Consider the following 17,872-nt stretch of genomic DNA (forward strand, 5'->3'; position numbering starts at 1 on the left):
GTCTCAGCGCGGCGCCAGCGCCAGCCACAAGGCGGTGGCCAGCAGCATCCAGGCGAAGGCCGCGCGCATCCGCCGCTCCGGTAAGCGGTGGGCGAGCGCAACGCCGGCGGCGACCGTGAGCGTGCCACCGAGCGCCATCGGCAGGCCCAGGCTCCAGTCGACGCGCTGGGCGCCGGCGTAGGCGCTCAGGGCAACCAGCGAACTCGGCGCGACCAGCGCCAGCGCCAGGCTCTGGGCGACGGTCTGGCGCTGGCCGAGCCAACCCGACAGCAAGGGCGTGGCGACCAGGCCGCCACCGATGCCGAGCAGGCCCATGCTGCTGCCGCCGGCAACGCCGACCAGCGGCAGCGCGGCCGCCCGCAGCGGCGCGCCGGTGACCGGCTGGCGACCGCCGCGGCCCTGCCAGAGCAGGCGCAGCGCGAGGATACCGAGGAAGGCGCAGAACAGGTGACCGAGCAGCTGGGCGTCGAGACGGGTGGCGAAATGCGCCAGCAGCCAGGTGGTCAGCGTCGCCGGCACGGCGATCGACAGCGCCGCCCGCCAGCCGACCGGGTGCTTGCGGCTGTAGCGCCACCAGCCGATCAGCAGGTTCGGCACCATCAGCACCAGCGCCGTGCCCTGGGCCATCGCCTGGTCCATCGCGAAGGCGAGAACGAACAGCGGAATGGCGATGATGCCGCCGCCGATGCCGAACAGGCCGCCGAAAAAGCCGAGGCCGGCGCCAATCGCCAGGGCAAGCGCCAGATCGGCAAGGGGAAGCAGGTGCAGCAGCGGCATGGGCAGGTTCACGGTCGACTCGGGGAAAGCCATGATATTCATCACAGCAAAAGATACAATGGCAGCCAGTTCAATTGATTATTGCGAATAAAGCACGAATGAACAGCATCCCCGACCTCGCCTTCTTCAGCCTCCTCGCCCGCCAGCCGAGCCTGGCCGCGGCGGCCCAGGCGCTCGGCATCACGCCGCCCGGGGTCAGCCGCCGGCTGGCCGCCCTCGAACAGCGCCTCGGCGTGCGCCTGCTCAACCGGACCACGCGCCGGCACAGCCTGACGCCGGAAGGCGAGCGCTACCTCGAGGACGGCGAAGCCATCCTGCGCGACATCGAACGCCTCGAGCGTTCGCTGCTCGACAGCCGCGAGCGGCCGCAAGGCCTGCTCCGGATCAACGCCGGTTTCGGCTTCGGCCGGCGCCACCTGGGACCGGCGATCTCGGACTTCGTCCGCCGCTACCCGGACATCGAGGTGGTTCTCCACCTCGCCGACCGCGCCCTCGACCTGACCGAACACGCGCTCGACATCGCGATCCGCTTCGGCCCGCCGCCCGACGCCCGCATCCTCGCCCGCCGCATCGCTCCCAACCGCCGCCTGCTCTGCGCCGCGCCCGCCTACCTGGCGGCCCGCGGCATGCCGCAGACGCCGCGCGACCTGCCGGCGCACGACTGCATCGTGATCCGCGAGAACGAGCGCGCCTTCAACAACTGGCAGCTCACCGACGGCAACCAGCAGGTGACGATCAAGGTGCGCAGCCCGCTCGCCGTCAACCACGGCGAGATCGCCGTCGACTGGGCGCTGGCCGGGCACGGCATCGTCCTGCGCTCGGAATGGGACATCGCCGGCGACCTGGCCAGCGGCCGCCTGGTTCGCGTCTTGCCCGAGTGGGCCGGCGTCTCGGCCGACATCCACGCCCTCTATCCATCGCGCCACCAGCTGTCGGCCAAGGTCCGCGCCTTCCTCGACTTCCTCGAGCAGCGCTTCGCCGGCTGGGGCGAGGCGCGGCAATGAAGCGCGCCGGCAGGTTTGCGGTTACCATTCGCGCAGCCATATAAGCCAAGACTGATCGATACGACCATGACCGCTCCGCTGATTGCCCGCCTGCGCCGCCCCGGCGTGCTGATTCCGGTTTTGCTGCTGTCTGGGCTGTTGACCGTCAGCGTCGTCCGCTCGCTCGCCGGCAGCGCCGTCGACCTGCTCGTCGCCGAGAGCGGCGACATCCGCCAGTCGGTGGTGGCCAGCGGCAAGGTGCGCTCGCCGCAACGCAGCGAACTGGCCGCCCAGATCACCAGCCAGGTGCTCGCCATCCATGTCGACGAGGGCCAGGCGGTCGCCGCCGGCACGCTGCTCGCCGAACTCGATGGCCGCGAGGCCGCCGCCGCCGTCGCCCAGGCCCGCGCGCAGCTCGCCCAGGCCGAACTGCGCGTGCGCCAGTTGCGCCTGCTCGGCGAGCCGCTGGCCCGTGAAGCGACGCGCCAGGCTGAAGCCAACCTGACCCAGGCCAGGCAGCAATTCGCCCGCGTCGAAGCGCTGGTCGGCCGCGGTTTCTACAGTCCGAACCAGCTCGACGATGCTCGCCGGACGCTGGCCGTCGCCGAAAGCCAGTACCAGGCCAGCCTGCTCCAGGCCGCCAGCAACGCCAGCGGCGGCAGCGACTTCCGGCTCGCCGAGGCGGCCGTGGACCAGGCCCGGGCCGGCCTCGCCGTCGCCGAATCACGGCTGGCCCACACCCGCATCGTCGCCCCGCGCGCCGGCGTCGTCCTCGACCGGCTGGTCGAGCCGGGCGACGGCGTGCAGCCGGGCAAGCCGCTGCTGACACTGTCGCCGGAAGGACCGACCGAACTGATCGTGCAGATCGACGAGAAGAACCTGCGCCTGCTCGCCCTCGACCAGGTCGCGGAGGTTTCCGCCGACGCCTGGCCGGACCGCCGTTTCCCGGCCCGCGTCGCCTTCATCAGCCCGACCGTCGACCCGCTGCGCGGCTCGGTCGAGGTCCGCCTGCGCGTCGACAACCCGCCGGATTACCTGAAGCAGGACATGACCGTGTCGATCGACATCGCCAGCGGCGAGCGTCGGGGCGCCGTCCTGCTGCCGCTCGAAGGCCTGCGCGGCAGCGCCGCCGAGCCCTGGGCGCTGGTCGTGCGCGACGGCCGGGCGCAGCGCCAGCCGGTGCAGACCGGGCTGCGCGACGCCGGCCGGGTCGAGATCGTTGCCGGGCTGGCTTCCGGCGATGCCGTCGTCCCCGCCAGCCTGACCCGGATCGCCGAAGGCGACCGTGTACGTGGCCGCTAAGCGATGCATCCCTGGCTGCCCTTCGAATGGATCGCCGCCACGCGCTTTCTGCGCGAGGGGCGCACGCAGAGCCTGCTGATCATCGTCGGCGTCGGCGTCGGCGTCGCCGTGATCGTCTTCATGTCGGCGCTGCTTTCCGGGCTGCAGGCCAACCTGGTCAAGCGCACGCTCAGCTCGCAGGCGCACCTGGTGCTGCTGCCGCCCGAGGAAATCGCCCGCCCGCAGGGCAGCGGCGGCCAGGCCCTGGTGCAGCGCCAGGCCCAGCGCCTGCGCTCGATCGACCAGTGGCAGGCCCTGCGCGGTCGACTGGAAAAAATGCCCGAAATCGCCACCGTCTCGCCGGTCGCCGCCGGCCCGGCCTTCGCCGTGCGCGGCGACGCCAACAAGTCGATCACACTGATCGGCATCGAGCCGGCACAGTACGTGCGCGTCATCGAGCTCGACCAGAAAATCGTCGGCGGCCAGTTGCGCGTCAATGCCGGCGACGTCGTCATCGGCACCGAACTGGCGCGCGAACTCGGCGCCGGCGTCGGTGACAAGCTGCGCGTCAACGCCGGCAACGGCGCCACCGACACGCTGACCATCACCGGCCTGTTCGACCTCGGCAACAAGACCGCCAACGCGCGCAACGTCTATGTCGGCCTGCGCGCGGCGCAGAGCCTGCTCGACCTGGTCGGCGGCGTTTCCCACATCGACCTCGGCCTGCACGACATGTACGCCGCCGAGGCGCTCGCCCAGCGCCTGCACGGCGAGACCGGGCTGGTGGCCGACAGCTGGATCAAGACCAACGCCCAGTTCTTCACCGCGCTGACCTCGCAGCGCATCTCGAGCAATGTCATCCGCTTCTTCGTCGGCCTCTCGGTCGCCTTCGGCATCGCCAGCGTGCTCGTCGTCTCGGTCGTCCAGCGGGCGCGCGAGATCGGCATCCTGCGCGCGATGGGCGCCAGCCGCGGCCAGGTGCTGCGCACCTTCCTGCTTCAGGGCGGCATCGTCGGCCTGCTCGGCTCGCTGCTCGGCTCGGCGCTGGCGGCGCTCTTCCTCAGCCTGTGGCGGATGCTCGCGGTGACCCCGGACGGCCAGCCGCTGTTCATCATCGAGGTGCCCGGCGCGCTGGTCCTGATCGCCGCCGGCGGCGCCACCCTGGTCGGCATCCTGGCGGCGCTGATGCCGGCCCGGCGCGCCGCCGCCCTCGATCCGGTGGTGGCGATCCGTGGCTGACGTCCTCGACCTGCAAGGCATCCGCAAGTCCTACCCGTCGGGCGCCGGCGAGATCGACGTGCTCCACGGCATCGACCTGCGCCTGCAGCGCGGCGAGTTCGCCGCGCTGATCGGCCCGTCCGGCTCGGGCAAGAGCACCCTGCTCAACCTGATCGGCCTGCTCGACCGACCCAGTGCCGGCCGCCTGTGCATCGACGGCGACGAGACCAGCACCCTGCCGGAAGCCGCGATCACCCGCCTGCGCGGCCAGCGGATCGGTTTCGTGTTCCAGCATCACCTGCTGATCTCGGCATTCACCGCGCTCGAGAACGTGATGATGCCGCTGCTCGTCGACCGCGGCCGGCCGGATGCGGCGATGCGCGCGCGCGCTACCGAACTGCTCGCCGGGGTCGGCCTCGCCGACCGTGCCGAGCATCCGGCGAGCAAGCTTTCCGGCGGCCAGCAGCAACGCGTGGCCATCGCCCGGGCACTGGCGATGCGGCCGGCACTGGTGCTCGCCGACGAGCCGACCGGCAATCTCGACACGCATACCGCCGACGACATCTTCGCGCTGCTGCGCGAGGTGAATCGACGCGAAGGCACCAGTTTCCTGATCGTCACCCACGATCCGCGCCTGGCTGCCCGCTGCGACCGGATCATCGAACTGGTCGACGGACGCATCGTCAGCGACCGGCCGAACCCGGCGGACTAGCCGACTGGCCGCGACGGCGCTATTCTTGCCGGCCTGACCCTTGACTCACGCCGGAGACGCCATGCCCGCCCTGCTCACCCATCCCGATCCCGACGGCCTGCTCGAATATTCCGTGGTCTATACCGACCGCGCGCTCAACCACATGTCGCAGCAGTTCCAGGGCGTCATGCGCGACATCTCGCGGATCGTCAAGACGGTCTACAACGCCCGCGCCGCGATCGTCGTCCCCGGCAGCGGCACCTTCGGCATGGAAGCGGTGGCGCGCCAGTTCGCAACCCAGCGCAAGGTGATGGTGATCCGCAACGGCTGGTTCAGCTTCCGCTGGACGCAGATTTTCGATGCCGGCCACATCCCGTCCGAGAGCATCGTCCTCAAGGCCCGCCAGCAGGGCAGCGGCGCCCAGGCACCGTTCGCCCCGGCGCCGCTCGAGGAAGTCGTCGCGGCGATCCGCGAGCAGCGTCCGGAAGTGGTTTTCGCACCGCATGTCGAGACTTCGTCCGGGATGATCCTGCCCGACGCCTACCTGCGCGCCGTCGGTGCCGCCGTGCGTGCGGTCGGCGGCCTGTTCGTGCTCGACTGCATCGCCTCGGGCACGGTCTGGGTGGACATGGCGGCGAACGAGGTCGACGTGCTGATCAGCGCGCCGCAGAAGGGCTGGAGCGGTTCGCCGTGCTGCGCGCTGGTGGCCCTGGGCGAGCGCGCCCGGGCGCAGATCGATGCGACCAGCAGCACCAGCTTCGCCTGCGACCTGAAGAAATGGCTGCAGATCATGGAAGCCTACGAAAGCGGCGGCCATGCCTACCACGCGACGATGCCGACCGACGCCCTGGCCGCGGTCCGCCAGGTCATGCTCGAAACCGAGGCCTACGGCTTCGCCAGGGTCTGCGCCGAACAATGGGAACTAGGCCGGCGTGTCCGCGAACTGCTGGTCGCCCGCGGCTTTCCCAGCGTCGCCGCCGACGGCTTCCAGGCGCCGGGCGTGGTCGTCAGCTACACCACCGACCCGGACATCCAGAATGGCCGGAAATTCCTCGCCGCTGGCGTCCAGAGCGCCACCGGCGTGCCGCTGATGTGCGACGAGCCAACCGAATTCCGCAGCTTCCGCATCGGCCTGTTCGGTCTCGACAAGCTGCACGATCCGGACGCGGCAGTCGCCCGCCTGGCCGAAGCGCTCGACCGTATCGGCGGGTGAAACGAATCCTTACATCTGGCAAACGACAGCTTACGTGCTTCTCCGTAATCTTCTTCCTGTCGCCGGAGCGTTTCCGGCTCACCCACAGGAGAAGACCATGAACCAGCTCATCCAGTCCCCGAAGCGACTGCTCGTCGTTGCCGGCCTCGCCCTCGCCATCCCGCTCAGCGCCCTCGCCTTCCAGGGCCAGGGCGGCTGCGAAATGCGCGACGGCATGCGCGGCGCGGCTATGCACGGTGGCCACGGGGTCAAGGGCGACGGCATGGGCGCGCTGCGCGGCCTGCACCGCCTCGACCTGAGCGAAGCCCAGGACGACAAGATCTTCGAGATCATGCACGCCCAGGCACCGGCGATGCGCAAGCAGATGCAGGCGCTGCGCAAGAGCGAACAGGAATTGCGCGCACTCAAGGCGGCGCCGGACTACAGCGAAGCCAAGGCCAAGCAGTTGATCGACGGCATCGCCCGCCAACGCGCGGACATGGAAGTCGCCCGCCTGCAGTCCGAACGCAAGGTGCTCGACGTCCTGACCCCGGAACAGCGCAAGCAACTGGCCGAGATGAAGCCGGTGCGCGACGGCAAGCCAGGCAAGCGCGACGAGCGCGGCCCGCGCAACGGCGCCTGAGCCAGCGCGCAGGCATCAAAAAAAACGGCCGCTGACGCGGCCGTTTTTCATTTTTCGGGAGTTTCGCCGGGCGGCACCTGGAAGCCGGTGAACATCGAGCGGGTCTGCGTCTGCAACTGGTCCTGCATCGACTGGAACATCTTCTTCGACTGGTCCATGTAGGCGGTCATCATGTTCTGCATGGCCGGCTGCTGGAAGTTCAGGAACTGGTTCCAGAAATCCGCCTGCAGGCTCGCCGTGTCGCCGCCGCCGTACATGCTGCGCGACTGCTCCTGCAGTTTCTGCTGGAAATCGACGAAGGTCTTCATGTTGTTCTCGAGGTACTTGCCGAGCATGTTCTGCGACGTGCTGCCGTAGAAGCGGATGAAGCCGGACAGCAGCTCGCAGGAGAACAGCGGGACACCGCCGGTTTCTTCCTCGAGGATGATCTGGAGCAGGATGCTGCGGGTCAGGTCTTCGCCGGTCTTGGCATCGACGACCTTGAAGATCTCGAACTTGAGTACCAGCTCCTTGACGTCCCCCAGCGTGATGTAGGCGCTCGTCTTGGTGTCGTACAGGCGGCGATTGGGGTATTTCTTGATCAGGCGAACCGTGTCGGACATGCTGCGGGCCTCAAGACTGGTTTATGTGCAGCGCAACATTATAGCCGAAAAGACGCCTGCCCAATGGCGCCGCATCATGGTGCATCGCAAAACTGACGGTCAACCCGAGATTTCGGCCAAAAATGCAAAAGCCCGGGAATCCCGGGCTTCTGCGACAGGCTTCAGGCAGCGGCAGCAAGCGCCGCCCTGCCATGGCCGGATTACTGGTAGTACAGACCGCCGTTGACGTTGATCGTTGCGCCGGTGGTGAAGCCGGACAGCTCGTCGGACAGGTAGGCGCAGGCGAAGCCGATTTCTTCCGGCTTGGCCAGGCGCTTCATCGGCACCGAAGCGACGATGGTTTCCAGGACTTCCGGCTTGATCGCCATGACCATCTTGGTCGCCACGTAGCCCGGGGCGATCGCGTTGACCGTGACACCCTTGGCGGCCAGTTCGGCAGCCAGCGCCTTGGTGAAGCCGATGACGCCGGCCTTGGCGGCCGAGTAGTTGGTCTGGCCAGCCTGGCCCTTGACGCCATTGACCGAGGAGATGTTGATGATGCGACCCCAGCCGCGTTCGGCCATCTTGGCGGAAACCTGCTTGGTCATGTTGAACAGCGAGGTCAGGTTGGTCGAGATGACGGCATCCCAACCATCCTTTTCCAGCTTGGCGAACATGCGGTCGCGGGTGATGCCGGCGTTGTTGATCAGGATGTCGACCTGGCCGCAAGCGGCTTCGGCATCGGCGACCATCTTCTGGCAGTCTTCGAGGACGGAAACGTCACCGGCGACGCAGACGAAGTCGTTGTAGCCGGCGGCGGACATTTCGGCCAGCCAGGCATCCTTGTTGTCGAATTGCGGGTGATAGGCGGCAACCACCTTGTGGCCGGCCTTGGCCAGTTGCTGGCAGATTGCGGTACCGAGACCGCCCATTGCACCGGTGACGAGAGCGACACGTTGCGTCATAACTGTTCCTTCCTTGTTGATAAAGCGGGTAAAAAAATACGCCGGTCAGAACATGTGCTGACCGCCGTTGATGGAAATATTGGCCCCGGTGACGAACGCCGCTTCATCGGAAGCGAGATAGGCGACGAGGCCGGCGATTTCTTCGGGCTTGCCCAGGCGGCTGACCGGAATCTGCGGCAGGATCTTGGTATCGAGAATCTCCTGCGGGATCGCGGTGACCATCTTGGTGCCAATATAACCCGGCGAAATGGTATTTACCGTGACACCCTGGCGGGCGACTTCCAGGGCCAGCGCCTTGGTGAAACCATGCATGCCGGCCTTCGCGGCCGAATAGTTGGTCTGGCCGAAGGCGCCCTTCTGGCCGTTGACCGAGGCAACGTTGATAACGCGGCCCCACTTGCGTTCGACCATGCCGTCCATGACCTGCTTGGTCATGTTGAAGACCGAGTCGAGGTTGGTGCGGATGACCGCATCCCAGTCGGCCTTGGTCATCTTCTTGAACGTCATGTCGCGGGTGATGCCGGCGTTGTTGACCAGCACGTCGATCGGCCCGACCTCGCGGCTGACCGTATCGACACAGGCCTTCGCCGAATCGAAATCGGTGACGTCGCAGGGATAGGCCTTGAAGCCGTAGCCCATGTTGTTCATGTTCTTCAGCCACTCGTCCACCTTGGCGTTGCCGGGCGAATGGGTGGTCACCACCTTGTAGCCGAGCGCCGCCATCTTGATGCAGATGGCTTCGCCGAGGCCGCCCATGCCGCCGGTAATCAATGCAACTCGCAACATCGTCTTCTCCTCCGGTTGTTGTTGGATCAGACCGCACGTTCCCTGACGTAACGGCCCGGAGCCGGCTCGATGGCTTTGTATTTGGTATTGCCGATCTTGCGCGCGGCGCGCTGTTCTCCGGAGTGCTGCTGCAGCCAGGCCGACCAGTCGGTCCACCAGCTGCCCTTGTGCTCGGTCGCGGCGGCCAGCCAGCCGTCGGCGTCGGTCTTGACGTCGTCGTTGGTCCAGTAGCTGCGCTTGTTCTTGCTGGCAGGGTTGATGACGCCGGCGATATGGCCCGAGGCGCCGAGGACGAAGCGCGTCCGGCCACCGAGGATGCGGGTGCTCTGGTAAGCCGACTGCCACGGGACGATGTGGTCCTCGCGCGTCGCCAGGATGTACACCGGCATCTCGAGCTTGCCGAGATCGACCTTCTCGCCGCACATGCTCAGCTTGCCGGGCAGGCGCAGCTTGTTTTCCAGGTACATGTTGCGCATGTACCAGCAGGCGAACGGCCCCGGCAGGTTGGTCGAGTCGGAGTTCCAGTAGAGCAGGTCGAAGGCCTGCGGCTTCTGGCCCTTGAGGTAGTTGTTCTGGACGTAGTTCCAGACCAGGTCGTTGGCGCGCAGGAAGGAAAAGGTGTTCTGCAGGTCGCGCGCCGGCAGCAGGCCGCCCTGGCCGATCGTCGCTTCCCGGGCGGCGAGGCCCTGCTCGTCGATGAACAGACCGATCTCGCCGGTATCGGAGAAATCGAGCAGCGTGGTCAGCAGCGTCAGCGAAGCGACGCAGTCGTCGCCGCGCGCCTTGAGCACCGCCAGCGCCGAACTCAGGATGGTGCCGCCGACGCAGAAACCGAGGGCATTCACCTGCTTGGCCCGGGTGATCTCGCGGATCACGGTCAACGCCGCAATCGGGCCATTTTCCAGGTAGTCGTCCCAGCCGAGATGCCCCTGCGCTTCCTGCGGGTTGCGCCAGGACACCAGGAACACGGTATTGCCCTGCTCGACCATGAAGCGGATCAGCGAGTTGTCCGGCTGCAGGTCCATGATGTAGAACTTGTTGATGCACGGCGGCACCACCATCAGCGGCCGCGCGCCGACCTTGGCGGTGAGCGGCGCATACTGGATCAGCTGCATCACGGCGTTCTCGTAGACGACGGCGCCTTCGGTGGTGGCGATGTTCTTGCCGATCTCGAAGACCGACTCGTCGGTCATCGAGATGCGCCCCCTCTCGAAGTCGCGGATCAGGTTGTTGATCCCGTCGGTGATGCTCTGACCCTTGGTTTCCAGCGCCAGCTTGACGAATTCCGGATTGGTCGCGGCGAAGTTGGTCGGCGCCATCGCGTCGGCCACTTGGCGCGCCAGGAAACGCATCTTTTCCCGCGCCTTCTCGTCCTGGGCCGGCAGCGCCTCGACCATTTCCTTGAGATAGCGGACGTTGAGCAGGTAGGCCTGGTGCAGGTAATCGTAGATCGGGCTGTCGCGCCATTCGGCGGCGGCGAAGCGGCGGTCGCCCGGCTCCGGCTCGACCTTGAACGATTGCGGCTCGCCCTTCTGCTTGGCCAGCATCGACTGCCACAGCGACATCTGCTGGTCCATGAACTGCTTCTGCAGCGCCGTCAGCGCCTGCGGATCGGCCACCGGCGGCGGCATGTTGCCGAGCGCCGCACCGTTCTTGCCAAGGTAATCCATGAATTGCTGGGCCATGTTCTGCCCGGCCTGCAGGAACTGCATCGCGGAGCCCAGAAAAGCCTCGTTATTGTTCGATCCTTGCGCCATGGAATGTTGTTCTCGCTGGTTGTCGGGGGCTAGCCGTTGGATTCTGCATACCCGCCCCGGCACTGTCAATGCATAATTACCGCCTCCGCATCCTTGCCGCCGGCGAACACCGGCGCTCCAGCAGGACCTTCCATGCCCCTCGCCATGATCATCGTCATCGGATGGCTGTATGTCACCATCCTGGTCGCCGCCAACGAAGCCAGCCTCATCGCCGGCATCCTTTCCTTCCTGTTCTACGGTGCGCTGCCCTGCGGGCTGATCCTCTACTTCGCCGGCGCGCGGGTCCGCCGCGAACGACGCCGCTACCGCGAGATGATGGCCGAGCGCGCGGCCGCCGAGGCGCCGCCGGAACAGTGAGCGGCGCTCAGGCCAGCCAGACCAGGCTGGCCATGCGACCGGTGACGCCGTCGCGGCGATAGGAGAAGAAGCGCTCGCGGTCGGCGTAGGTGCACTCGCCGCCGCCGTGGATGCTGTCGACACCGGCGGCGCGCAGCCGCTGCCGGGCCAGCCCGGGCAGGTCGCACAACCACTTGCCGGCGGTGTGGGCACGGAATTCGCGGGCGGCGCCGGCGGCGTTGCCGACAAAGGCGGCGCGGACTTCGTCGCCGACTTCGAAATGTGCCGGCCCGATCGCCGGGCCGAGCCAGGCGATGACCTCGCCGGGCGCCACGCGCATCGCCGCCAGGGTGTTTTCGAGCACGCCGGCGAGCAAGCCGCGCCAGCCGGCATGGGCGGCGGCGACGACGCTGCCGGCACGGTCGCAGAAGAGCACAGGCAGGCAGTCGGCGGTCATCACCGCGCAGACGACACCCGGCTGGCGGCTGAAAGCGGCATCGGCCACGGCGGTTTTTGCCGTTTTGGCCGCGTCGACCGTCAGCGTCCCGTGCACCTGCTGCAACCACGCCGGCTCGGCCGGCAGGCGCGCGCGCAACACAGCCCGGTTGGCGGCAACCCGCGCCGGCTCGTCGCCGACGTGATCGCCGAGGTTCCAGCTGGCCCAGGGCGCCGGGCTGACGCCACCGCCGCGCAGGGTCTGCAGCGCGTGCACATTGGCCGGCGCCGGCCAGTCGGGGGTCAGGCAATCAGGCATAGCGCAGGGTCTCGAGCAGCTCGCGCATGTCTTCGGGGAGCGGCACCTCCCACTGCATGTGACGGCCCGAGAGCGGATGCACCAGGCCGAGCCGGGTGGCGTGCAGGGCCTGGCGGCGGAAGGCCGGCAAGCGCGGATCGTGCTTGCCGTACACCGGATCACCGACCAGCGGATGACCGATCGAGGCCATGTGCACGCGGATCTGGTGGGTACGCCCGGTCTCCAGCGCGCATTCGATGTAGCTGCAATGGGCAAAGATCTCGAGCCGCCGGTACCAGGTCAGCGCCGGCTTGCCGCCACGGCTTTCCGGGACCACCGCCATCTTGATCCGGTTGACCGGATGCCGGCCGATCGGCGAATCGACGCCGCTGTCGCGGCGGATCTGCCCGGCAGCGATCGCCAGGTACTGGCGCTTGACGGTACGCGCCTGCAACTGGCGCACCAGGTCGGTCTGCGCCTCCAGCGTCTTGGCGACGACCAGCAGCCCGCTGGTGTCCTTGTCCAGGCGATGCACGATGCCGGCCCGCGGCACTTCGGCGATACCCGGCAGATGGTGGAGCAGCGCGTTCATCAAGGTGCCGTTGCGGTTGCCGCTGCCGGGATGGACGACCAGCCCGGCCGGCTTGTTGATGACCAGCAGCGCCTCGTCTTCGTAAATGATGTCGAGCGGGATGTCTTCCGCCTGTTCGGCGACGACGGCATCGTCGGGCAGCGCGACGAGCAGGCGCTCGCCGCCGAGAACCTTGCGCTTCGGCTCATTGACGACTTCGCCGTCGATCTCGACGCTGCCGTCGCGAATCCAGCCCTGCAGGCGATTGCGCGAATGTTGCGGGAGCATCTCGGCCAGCGCCTGGTCGAGGCGACGACCGCCGCAACTGTCGGGAACCGTCAATTGGAGCGGCTCGCTTGGGCTATAATCGCCCGAGTTTTCATAAGGATCGTTCATGATGCGCAGTTTACCCGCATTCCCGGGATTCCCCGCCTGTCTTCGTTCGCTGCTCGCCGTCGTGGCGCTGGTCACCCTGGCCGCCTGCGGCAGCAATCCGAAGGAGCAGGACGAGACCGCCGGCTGGTCGGCCAACCGTCTCTACGCCGCGGCCAAGGAGGCCCAGGGCGAAGGCTCCTGGGAAACCGCCGTCAAGATGCTGGAAAAGCTCGAAGCCCGCTATCCCTACGGCCGCTTCGCGCAGCAGGCGCAACTCGAGCTCGCCTACGTCTACTGGAAGTCGAACGAGCCCGGTTCGGCACTCGCCGCCGCCGACCGCTTCATCAAGCTCCACCCGAACCATCCGGCGGTCGATTACGCGCTCTATCTCAAAGGTCTCGTCAATTTCAACGAAGACCTCGGCCTGGTCGGCCACCTGAGCAACCAGGACCTGACCGAACGCGACCCGAAGGCGGCGCGCGAGGCCTTCGAGTCATTCAAGGAACTGGTCAACCGCTTCCCCAACAGCAAGTACGCGCCGGATTCGATCAAGCGCATGAACTACCTGGTCAATGCGCTGGCCTCGCTGGAAGTGCACGTCGCCCGCTACTACATGAAGCGCGGTGCCTACATTGCCGCTGCCAACCGCGCCCAGGTCGCTGTCGAAACCTACGCCCAGGCGCCGGCGATCGAGGAAGCGATGTACATCCTGGTGCTGGCCTACGACAAGCTCGGCATGACCGAACTGCGCGACGACGCCGACCGCGTCTTCAAGAAGAACTTCCCGAACAGCCGCTTCCTCACCGACGGACTGGAACGCAAGACGCCCTGGTGGCAACTCTGGTAAGCCCTTGGAAACCCGCCGCCCGGCGGGTTTTTTTCAGCCGCCCTGCTTGATCGCCAGCACCGCCTGGTTGCGCAGCGTGCGCAGCAGCGACAACTCCTTGTCGGGAATGTGGATGCCGCCGGCCTCGTCGCAGTCGGCATAGATCAGCGCCACCGGACTGCCCTTGATGTTCAGCGGCAGCAGCACGAAGGAGCGCGCCGGCACGGCCTGGCGGTACCAGTCGGGAATGCGCGCGGCGATCTTCGGATCGTCGATGTCGCTGATCAGGATGTCGGCCCCCTTCGACGTCGCGGCGTGGAAGATGTCGGGCGTGAAGCTGAGCGGAAACTGGAAGGCACGGGCGATCTCGCCGGTGTCGGGACCGAAGCCGAAACGCCCCTGCATGACACCGCCTCTGGCGTCGCGGATGCACAGCAGGACCCGCTTGAAGCCCATCGCCCGGTACATCGTCTCGAGGATGATGCGCAGGATGTCGTTGAGCCGGTAGCCTTCGACCAGGGTATTGCTGATGTCCTGGATGCCGGCGGTCAATACCGCCTGGGCATCGACTTGCTCGCTGCCGGCACTGGCAAGGGCGCCGGGAATGATCTCCTCGCGCAACAGCGTGCCGTTGAACGATTCGTCATCGGCTTCGGCGGCGGCATCGTCGCCGCTGGCGAACTGCTGCATCTGGCGGCCAAAGGCGGTCTGCTGGACGTTCAGGTGGATGATCCGCGCGAATTCGCCGATTTCCTCGATCGCGCGATGGACGGTCTGGACGACTTCGTTCTCGGCCAGCGGAATACCATCGACGAAACGCGTCATGACCTTCTTCAGTTCGCGCTCGCGGGCCTCCGGCGTGGCCTGGATGACGCCGCAAAGCTCGTTGGCAAATCCGGAAAACACGCGCAGCCGCTCTTCCTGTGTCGCCGGCTTGCGCACATGCCCGGGCTGCAGGCGCCGCATCGAACCGACGATCAGCGACGGGAATCCCCACTGGCGGGCGATCGCAATGCCGAGGTCCTCGAACGAGATGCCGAGTACCCGCTGCGCCGCCTGTTCCTCGCTGCTGTTTTTCTGGACGACGACGCGCCGGATCTCGTCGGACTCCTCGGGGAAATAGTATTGCGCCAGCAGGCGGCCCAGGCTGTGAAACAGCGCACAGATGAAGACCTGCTCGAGGTCGTGCATCTCGGCGGTCGCGCCGAGATCGCGGGCGAGCACGCCGGCGAGATTGGCGCGCAGGAACTCCTCCTTGAGCTGGTTGGCGTTGCCCTTGTTCTGCAGGTGTTCGAAGAGCAGCACGGTGATTGCGATGTTGCGCACGGTCTCGAAGCCGAGCACGATCACCGCCCGCGACACGGTGCTGATGTTGCCGCCGCCGGCCGAGCGGAAATAGGCCGAATTGACCAGGCGCAGCAGCTTGTTGGTCAGCGCGAAATCCTTGAGGATGGTGTTCGACAGCTTGCCGACGCTCTCGGTCTCGCTGTTGGCGATCTTGTTGATCGCGCTGACCGATTCCGACAAGGCCGGGAAGTCGCTCTTGTGGCGCATCCGGCGCAGCAGGAAATCGATCGTCGCCTGGCGGCCGCCGCCGTCGGCCGGCGCCTCGACCTCGGGTTCGAGGTAGTCGTCGAGCGCCTCGGCGAACTGGCGGGCGCTCTGGTAGCGCAAGGCCGGATCGCGGGCCAGCGCCTTGTACAAAATTGCCGCCAGACGGTCGTCGACCGTGACATTGTCCGGCAGGCGCAGGTCTTCGCCGACAATCCGGCGCAGCATCGCGGCCAGGCTCTCGCCCTCGACCGCGCGCCGCCCGGCGAGCATCTCGAACAGCACCAGGCCGGCGGCGAAGACGTCGGAGCGGGCCGAACTCTCGCGCCGCTCGACGTATTCCGGCGCCATGTAGGCCGGGGTGCCGGTCAGTTCGTCCATGCGCTCGCTCGGTGCGTCGAAGCGGGCGGCGATGCCGAAATCCATGACCCGCGGCGTACCGTTGTCGTCGAGCAGGATGTTCGACGGCTTCAGGTCGCGGTGCACGATGCCGGCGGCGTGCGCCGCCTCGATCGCGTCGAGCACCGGACGCAGGATGCTGAGCGCCTTGACCGCCGGCAGCGCGCCGCTCTGGTTGAGGAACTGGGCCAGGTTGCGCCCGGGCACGTACTCGAACACCAGATAGAGGTCACCGCCCTCCTCGCCGGCCTCGAAGATCGGCACCACGGCGGCGTGGCGCAGCTTGCCGACGGCGCGCGCCTCGGCCAGCAGGACCTGATTCTGGGCCGGGTCGGGCCGCGTGAAATGCAGCGTCTTGATCGCCACCTCGCGCTGCAGCTGCGGGTCGAAACCGCGATAGACGACGCTCTGGGCGCCGCGCCCGAGTTCGCCGCGGATCTCGAAACGGCCGATGCGGCGAATCATTTTTCGCCGCCTTCGGTCGCGGTCCATGCCAGCCGCGGCACGCCGTCGGCGGCGCCCCAGACGATCGCGTTCTGGCCGTAGTCGGCGGCCAGCGCCAGCGCGTCCTCAAGTTCGAGATCGGGGACGAAGCAGCTTTCCTCGCTCGGCCAGCCGGCATCGTCGGGAATGTTCTCGCCGGCATAGGGTTCGTAGTTGCCGTCGAGCAGGTCGCATTCGAGCGCCGCCTGGACTTCCGCGTTCTGGCCGGCGGTCAGCCGCTGCGATCCGGGATTGCAGGCGGTGACGATGGCGAAGCAGCCGACGCCGGCGGTCTCCATCCAGTCGGCCAGGGCCGCACAGGGCGCGTCGATGCGCAGGTCGAAGCAGCCGCCGGGCAGGAACACCCGGTAGCCGGTGGCACGGTAGGCAGCTTCCAGTTCATTCGTCTTCGCCATCGTTTTCTCCCCGGCCGATCAGTTTTTCCGCGTCGGCGGCCGGCAGGGCCTCGACGTCCTTGAGCTTGCGCGTCAGCTGGCGCGTCCGCGTCTCGGCACGGACGATGCTGTTGCTGGCTTCCTCGAGTTTCTTGCGGGTGTGGGCCAGGGCCTCGCCGAACTTGCCGAACTCGCCCTTGACCGCACCGAGCACCGCCCACACCTCGGCCGAGCGCTGCTCGATGGCCAGCGTCCGGAAACCCATCTGCAGGCTGTTGAGCAGCGCCGCCAGCGTGGTCGGCCCGGCCAGGCTGACCCGGTAGTCGCGCTGCAGCGTCTCGGCCAGGCCGGGACGGCGCAAGGCCTCGGCATACAGTCCTTCGACCGGCAGGTAAAGCAACGCGAAATCGGTGGTATGCGGCGGCGCCACGTACTTGTCGCGAATGCTGCGCGCCTCGTTCTTCAGCCGCGTCTCGATCGCCTTGGCCGCTTCCTCGGCGGCCAGCGGATCGGCGGCGTCGAGCAGGCGCTGATAGTCCTCGACCGGAAACTTGGCGTCGATCGGCAACCACACCGCGCCGGCCTCGTCGCGGCCGGGCAGGCGGATGGCGAAATCGACGCGCTCGGCACTGCCCGGACGGACGGCGACGCCGGCGGCGTACTGGCCGGCGACCAGCAGCTGCTCGAGCAGCGCCGCCAGCTGGACCTCGCCCCAGGTGCCACGGGTCTTGACGTTGGTCAGGACGCGCTTGAGGTCGCCGACGCCGGCGGCCAGGTTCTGCATCTCGCCGAGCCCGCGATGCACCTGCTCGAGGCGTTCGCTGACCAGGCGGAAGGATTCGCCGAGACGCTGCTCGAGCGTCGCATGCAGCTTCTCGTCGACGGTCCGGCGCATTTCGTCGAGCTTGCCGGCGTTATCCGCCTGCATCACGGTCAACCGGCTTTCGACGCCATTTTTCAGGCGCTCGAAACGCTCGTCGAGGCCCAGCGAAAAACGGTTCAGCTCGCGCGCGAAGGCCTCCAGGCGCTCGGCCTGGAGCGTCCCGAGCTGGCCCATCTGGGCGCTCACCGCCTGGCCGAGCAAAGTCGCCGACTGGGCGCGCTCCTCACGGTCGCGGAAAGCCTCCTCGGCATCCTCGCGGCGGCCGCGCGCCAGTTCCTCGCGCAATTCGCGCTCGAGCCGGGCCAGCCCGCGCTCGAATCCATCCTGCAACGCAGCGAGCCGGGCCGCATCGTCGCCACGCCCGCCGCGCCAGAGCAGCGCGACCTGGAGCAGGATGACCACGACCAGGGCCGCCGGCAGGGCCAGCGCCATCGTTTCGCTCATCG

18 protein-coding genes are annotated in these 17,872 nt (G+C 67.5%); 8 read left to right on the forward strand and 10 right to left on the reverse strand.

Annotated features, from left to right (window positions below; genetic code table 11):
- Positions 1-3 precede the first annotated feature (3 nt).
- The gene (locus DFR40_RS05085) at positions 4-810 is read right to left on the reverse strand and encodes a sulfite exporter TauE/SafE family protein (RefSeq protein ID WP_245985605.1); all 807 of its coding nucleotides are present in this window, start codon (positions 808-810) and stop codon (positions 4-6) included.
- 65 nt (positions 811-875) lie between these two features.
- Between DFR40_RS05085 and DFR40_RS05090 the strand changes: the two genes are divergently transcribed.
- The 6 genes from DFR40_RS05090 (at position 876) to DFR40_RS05115 (ending at position 6,785) form a co-directional block, all read left to right on the forward strand.
- On the forward strand, positions 876-1,781 hold the full coding sequence (locus DFR40_RS05090) for a LysR family transcriptional regulator (protein ID WP_121457371.1): 906 nt from the start codon (positions 876-878) through the stop codon (positions 1,779-1,781).
- Between the two features lie 66 nt (positions 1,782-1,847).
- Positions 1,848-3,062, forward strand: coding sequence for an efflux RND transporter periplasmic adaptor subunit (locus DFR40_RS05095; RefSeq protein WP_121457372.1), 1,215 nt, complete (start codon positions 1,848-1,850; stop codon positions 3,060-3,062).
- Between the two features lie 3 nt (positions 3,063-3,065).
- Complete coding sequence (locus tag DFR40_RS05100) at positions 3,066-4,280, forward strand: ABC transporter permease (protein WP_121457373.1); 1,215 nt, start codon at positions 3,066-3,068, stop codon at positions 4,278-4,280.
- Positions 4,273-4,971, forward strand: coding sequence for an ABC transporter ATP-binding protein (locus DFR40_RS05105; RefSeq protein ID WP_121457374.1), 699 nt, complete (start codon positions 4,273-4,275; stop codon positions 4,969-4,971). The genes DFR40_RS05100 and DFR40_RS05105 overlap by 8 nt, the downstream gene beginning before the upstream one ends.
- A gap of 61 nt (positions 4,972-5,032) precedes the next feature.
- Positions 5,033-6,163 (forward strand): pyridoxal-phosphate-dependent aminotransferase family protein, encoded by a 1,131-nt coding sequence (locus tag DFR40_RS05110; protein WP_121457375.1) that lies wholly within the window; start codon positions 5,033-5,035, stop codon positions 6,161-6,163.
- Positions 6,164-6,260: 97 nt separating this feature from the next.
- Positions 6,261-6,785, forward strand: a complete 525-nt coding sequence (locus tag DFR40_RS05115) for a Spy/CpxP family protein refolding chaperone (protein WP_121457376.1) — start codon at positions 6,261-6,263, stop codon at positions 6,783-6,785.
- Between the two features lie 47 nt (positions 6,786-6,832).
- Here DFR40_RS05115 and phaR read toward each other — a convergent pair whose 3' ends face one another.
- The 4 genes from phaR to phaC all read right to left on the reverse strand — a co-directional run bounded on the left by phaR (position 6,833) and on the right by phaC (position 10,829).
- On the reverse strand, positions 6,833-7,387 hold the full coding sequence (gene phaR, locus DFR40_RS05120) for a polyhydroxyalkanoate synthesis repressor PhaR (RefSeq protein ID WP_121457377.1): 555 nt from the start codon (positions 7,385-7,387) through the stop codon (positions 6,833-6,835).
- 200 nt (positions 7,388-7,587) lie between these two features.
- Positions 7,588-8,331, reverse strand: coding sequence for an acetoacetyl-CoA reductase (gene phbB / locus DFR40_RS05125; protein WP_121457378.1), 744 nt, complete (start codon positions 8,329-8,331; stop codon positions 7,588-7,590).
- 45 nt (positions 8,332-8,376) lie between these two features.
- A complete protein-coding gene (phbB, locus tag DFR40_RS05130; RefSeq protein ID WP_121457379.1) occupies positions 8,377-9,117 on the reverse strand; it encodes an acetoacetyl-CoA reductase in 741 nt (246 codons plus the stop codon).
- A 26-nt stretch (positions 9,118-9,143) separates the two neighbouring features.
- Positions 9,144-10,829: a class I poly(R)-hydroxyalkanoic acid synthase gene (phaC, locus tag DFR40_RS05135; RefSeq protein WP_121457380.1), complete on the reverse strand. Its 1,686-nt coding sequence runs from the start codon at positions 10,827-10,829 to the stop codon at positions 9,144-9,146.
- A gap of 177 nt (positions 10,830-11,006) precedes the next feature.
- On the opposite strand from phaC, the gene DFR40_RS05140 reads away from it, so the two are divergent.
- Entirely contained in the window at positions 11,007-11,231 is a 225-nt protein-coding gene (locus tag DFR40_RS05140; RefSeq protein ID WP_121457381.1) for a hypothetical protein, read from the forward strand.
- Positions 11,232-11,238: 7 nt separating this feature from the next.
- Here the strand turns inward: DFR40_RS05140 and pgeF are convergent, their stop codons facing one another.
- Together pgeF and rluD are read right to left on the reverse strand one after the other, a co-directional pair.
- On the reverse strand, positions 11,239-11,964 hold the full coding sequence (gene pgeF, locus DFR40_RS05145; protein WP_121457382.1) for a peptidoglycan editing factor PgeF: 726 nt from the start codon (positions 11,962-11,964) through the stop codon (positions 11,239-11,241).
- Complete coding sequence (gene rluD, locus DFR40_RS05150) at positions 11,957-12,910, reverse strand: 23S rRNA pseudouridine(1911/1915/1917) synthase RluD (protein WP_121457383.1); 954 nt, start codon at positions 12,908-12,910, stop codon at positions 11,957-11,959. Before rluD ends, pgeF begins: the two co-directional genes overlap by 8 nt.
- Before the next feature lies 1 nt (position 12,911).
- Between rluD and DFR40_RS05155 the strand changes: the two genes are divergently transcribed.
- Positions 12,912-13,736: an outer membrane protein assembly factor BamD gene (locus DFR40_RS05155; protein WP_121457384.1), complete on the forward strand. Its 825-nt coding sequence runs from the start codon at positions 12,912-12,914 to the stop codon at positions 13,734-13,736.
- A gap of 33 nt (positions 13,737-13,769) precedes the next feature.
- Here the strand turns inward: DFR40_RS05155 and DFR40_RS05160 are convergent, their stop codons facing one another.
- From DFR40_RS05160 to DFR40_RS05170, 3 genes are read right to left on the reverse strand one after another with little or no spacing between them, the layout of a single operon-like run.
- Positions 13,770-16,130, reverse strand: a complete 2,361-nt coding sequence (locus DFR40_RS05160; RefSeq protein ID WP_121457385.1) for a serine/threonine protein kinase — start codon at positions 16,128-16,130, stop codon at positions 13,770-13,772.
- Positions 16,127-16,564 (reverse strand): DUF3293 domain-containing protein, encoded by a 438-nt coding sequence (locus tag DFR40_RS05165; RefSeq protein ID WP_121457386.1) that lies wholly within the window; start codon positions 16,562-16,564, stop codon positions 16,127-16,129. Before DFR40_RS05165 ends, DFR40_RS05160 begins: the two co-directional genes overlap by 4 nt.
- Positions 16,548-17,870 (reverse strand): DNA recombination protein RmuC, encoded by a 1,323-nt coding sequence (locus DFR40_RS05170; protein ID WP_121457387.1) that lies wholly within the window; start codon positions 17,868-17,870, stop codon positions 16,548-16,550. The genes DFR40_RS05165 and DFR40_RS05170 overlap by 17 nt, the downstream gene beginning before the upstream one ends.
- Positions 17,871-17,872: the final 2 nt, after the last annotated feature.

The organism is Azonexus fungiphilus, assembly GCF_003634965.1.
Classification (GTDB): domain Bacteria; phylum Pseudomonadota; class Gammaproteobacteria; order Burkholderiales; family Rhodocyclaceae; genus Azonexus; species Azonexus fungiphilus.

What these genes read in the sequence shown, in the direction of transcription:
- DFR40_RS05085 (WP_245985605.1), bottom strand. Translation starts at nt 810, where the DNA reads ATGGCTTTCCCCGAGTCGACCGTGAACCTGCCCATGCCGCTGCTGCAC.
- DFR40_RS05090 (WP_121457371.1), top strand. Translation starts at nt 876, where the DNA reads ATGAACAGCATCCCCGACCTCGCCTTCTTCAGCCTCCTCGCCCGCCAG.
- DFR40_RS05095 (WP_121457372.1), top strand. Translation starts at nt 1,848, where the DNA reads ATGACCGCTCCGCTGATTGCCCGCCTGCGCCGCCCCGGCGTGCTGATT.
- DFR40_RS05100 (WP_121457373.1), top strand. Translation starts at nt 3,066, where the DNA reads ATGCATCCCTGGCTGCCCTTCGAATGGATCGCCGCCACGCGCTTTCTG.
- DFR40_RS05110 (WP_121457375.1), top strand. Translation starts at nt 5,033, where the DNA reads ATGCCCGCCCTGCTCACCCATCCCGATCCCGACGGCCTGCTCGAATAT.
- DFR40_RS05115 (WP_121457376.1), top strand. Translation starts at nt 6,261, where the DNA reads ATGAACCAGCTCATCCAGTCCCCGAAGCGACTGCTCGTCGTTGCCGGC.
- phaR (WP_121457377.1), bottom strand. Translation starts at nt 7,387, where the DNA reads ATGTCCGACACGGTTCGCCTGATCAAGAAATACCCCAATCGCCGCCTG.
- phbB (WP_121457378.1), bottom strand. Translation starts at nt 8,331, where the DNA reads ATGACGCAACGTGTCGCTCTCGTCACCGGTGCAATGGGCGGTCTCGGT.
- phbB (WP_121457379.1), bottom strand. Translation starts at nt 9,117, where the DNA reads ATGTTGCGAGTTGCATTGATTACCGGCGGCATGGGCGGCCTCGGCGAA.
- phaC (WP_121457380.1), bottom strand. Translation starts at nt 10,829, where the DNA reads ATGCAGTTCCTGCAGGCCGGGCAGAACATGGCCCAGCAATTCATGGAT.
- DFR40_RS05140 (WP_121457381.1), top strand. Translation starts at nt 11,007, where the DNA reads ATGCCCCTCGCCATGATCATCGTCATCGGATGGCTGTATGTCACCATC.
- pgeF (WP_121457382.1), bottom strand. Translation starts at nt 11,964, where the DNA reads ATGCCTGATTGCCTGACCCCCGACTGGCCGGCGCCGGCCAATGTGCAC.
- rluD (WP_121457383.1), bottom strand. Translation starts at nt 12,910, where the DNA reads ATGAACGATCCTTATGAAAACTCGGGCGATTATAGCCCAAGCGAGCCG.
- DFR40_RS05155 (WP_121457384.1), top strand. Translation starts at nt 12,912, where the DNA reads ATGCGCAGTTTACCCGCATTCCCGGGATTCCCCGCCTGTCTTCGTTCG.
- DFR40_RS05160 (WP_121457385.1), bottom strand. Translation starts at nt 16,130, where the DNA reads ATGATTCGCCGCATCGGCCGTTTCGAGATCCGCGGCGAACTCGGGCGC.
- DFR40_RS05165 (WP_121457386.1), bottom strand. Translation starts at nt 16,564, where the DNA reads ATGGCGAAGACGAATGAACTGGAAGCTGCCTACCGTGCCACCGGCTAC.
- DFR40_RS05170 (WP_121457387.1), bottom strand. Translation starts at nt 17,870, where the DNA reads ATGAGCGAAACGATGGCGCTGGCCCTGCCGGCGGCCCTGGTCGTGGTC.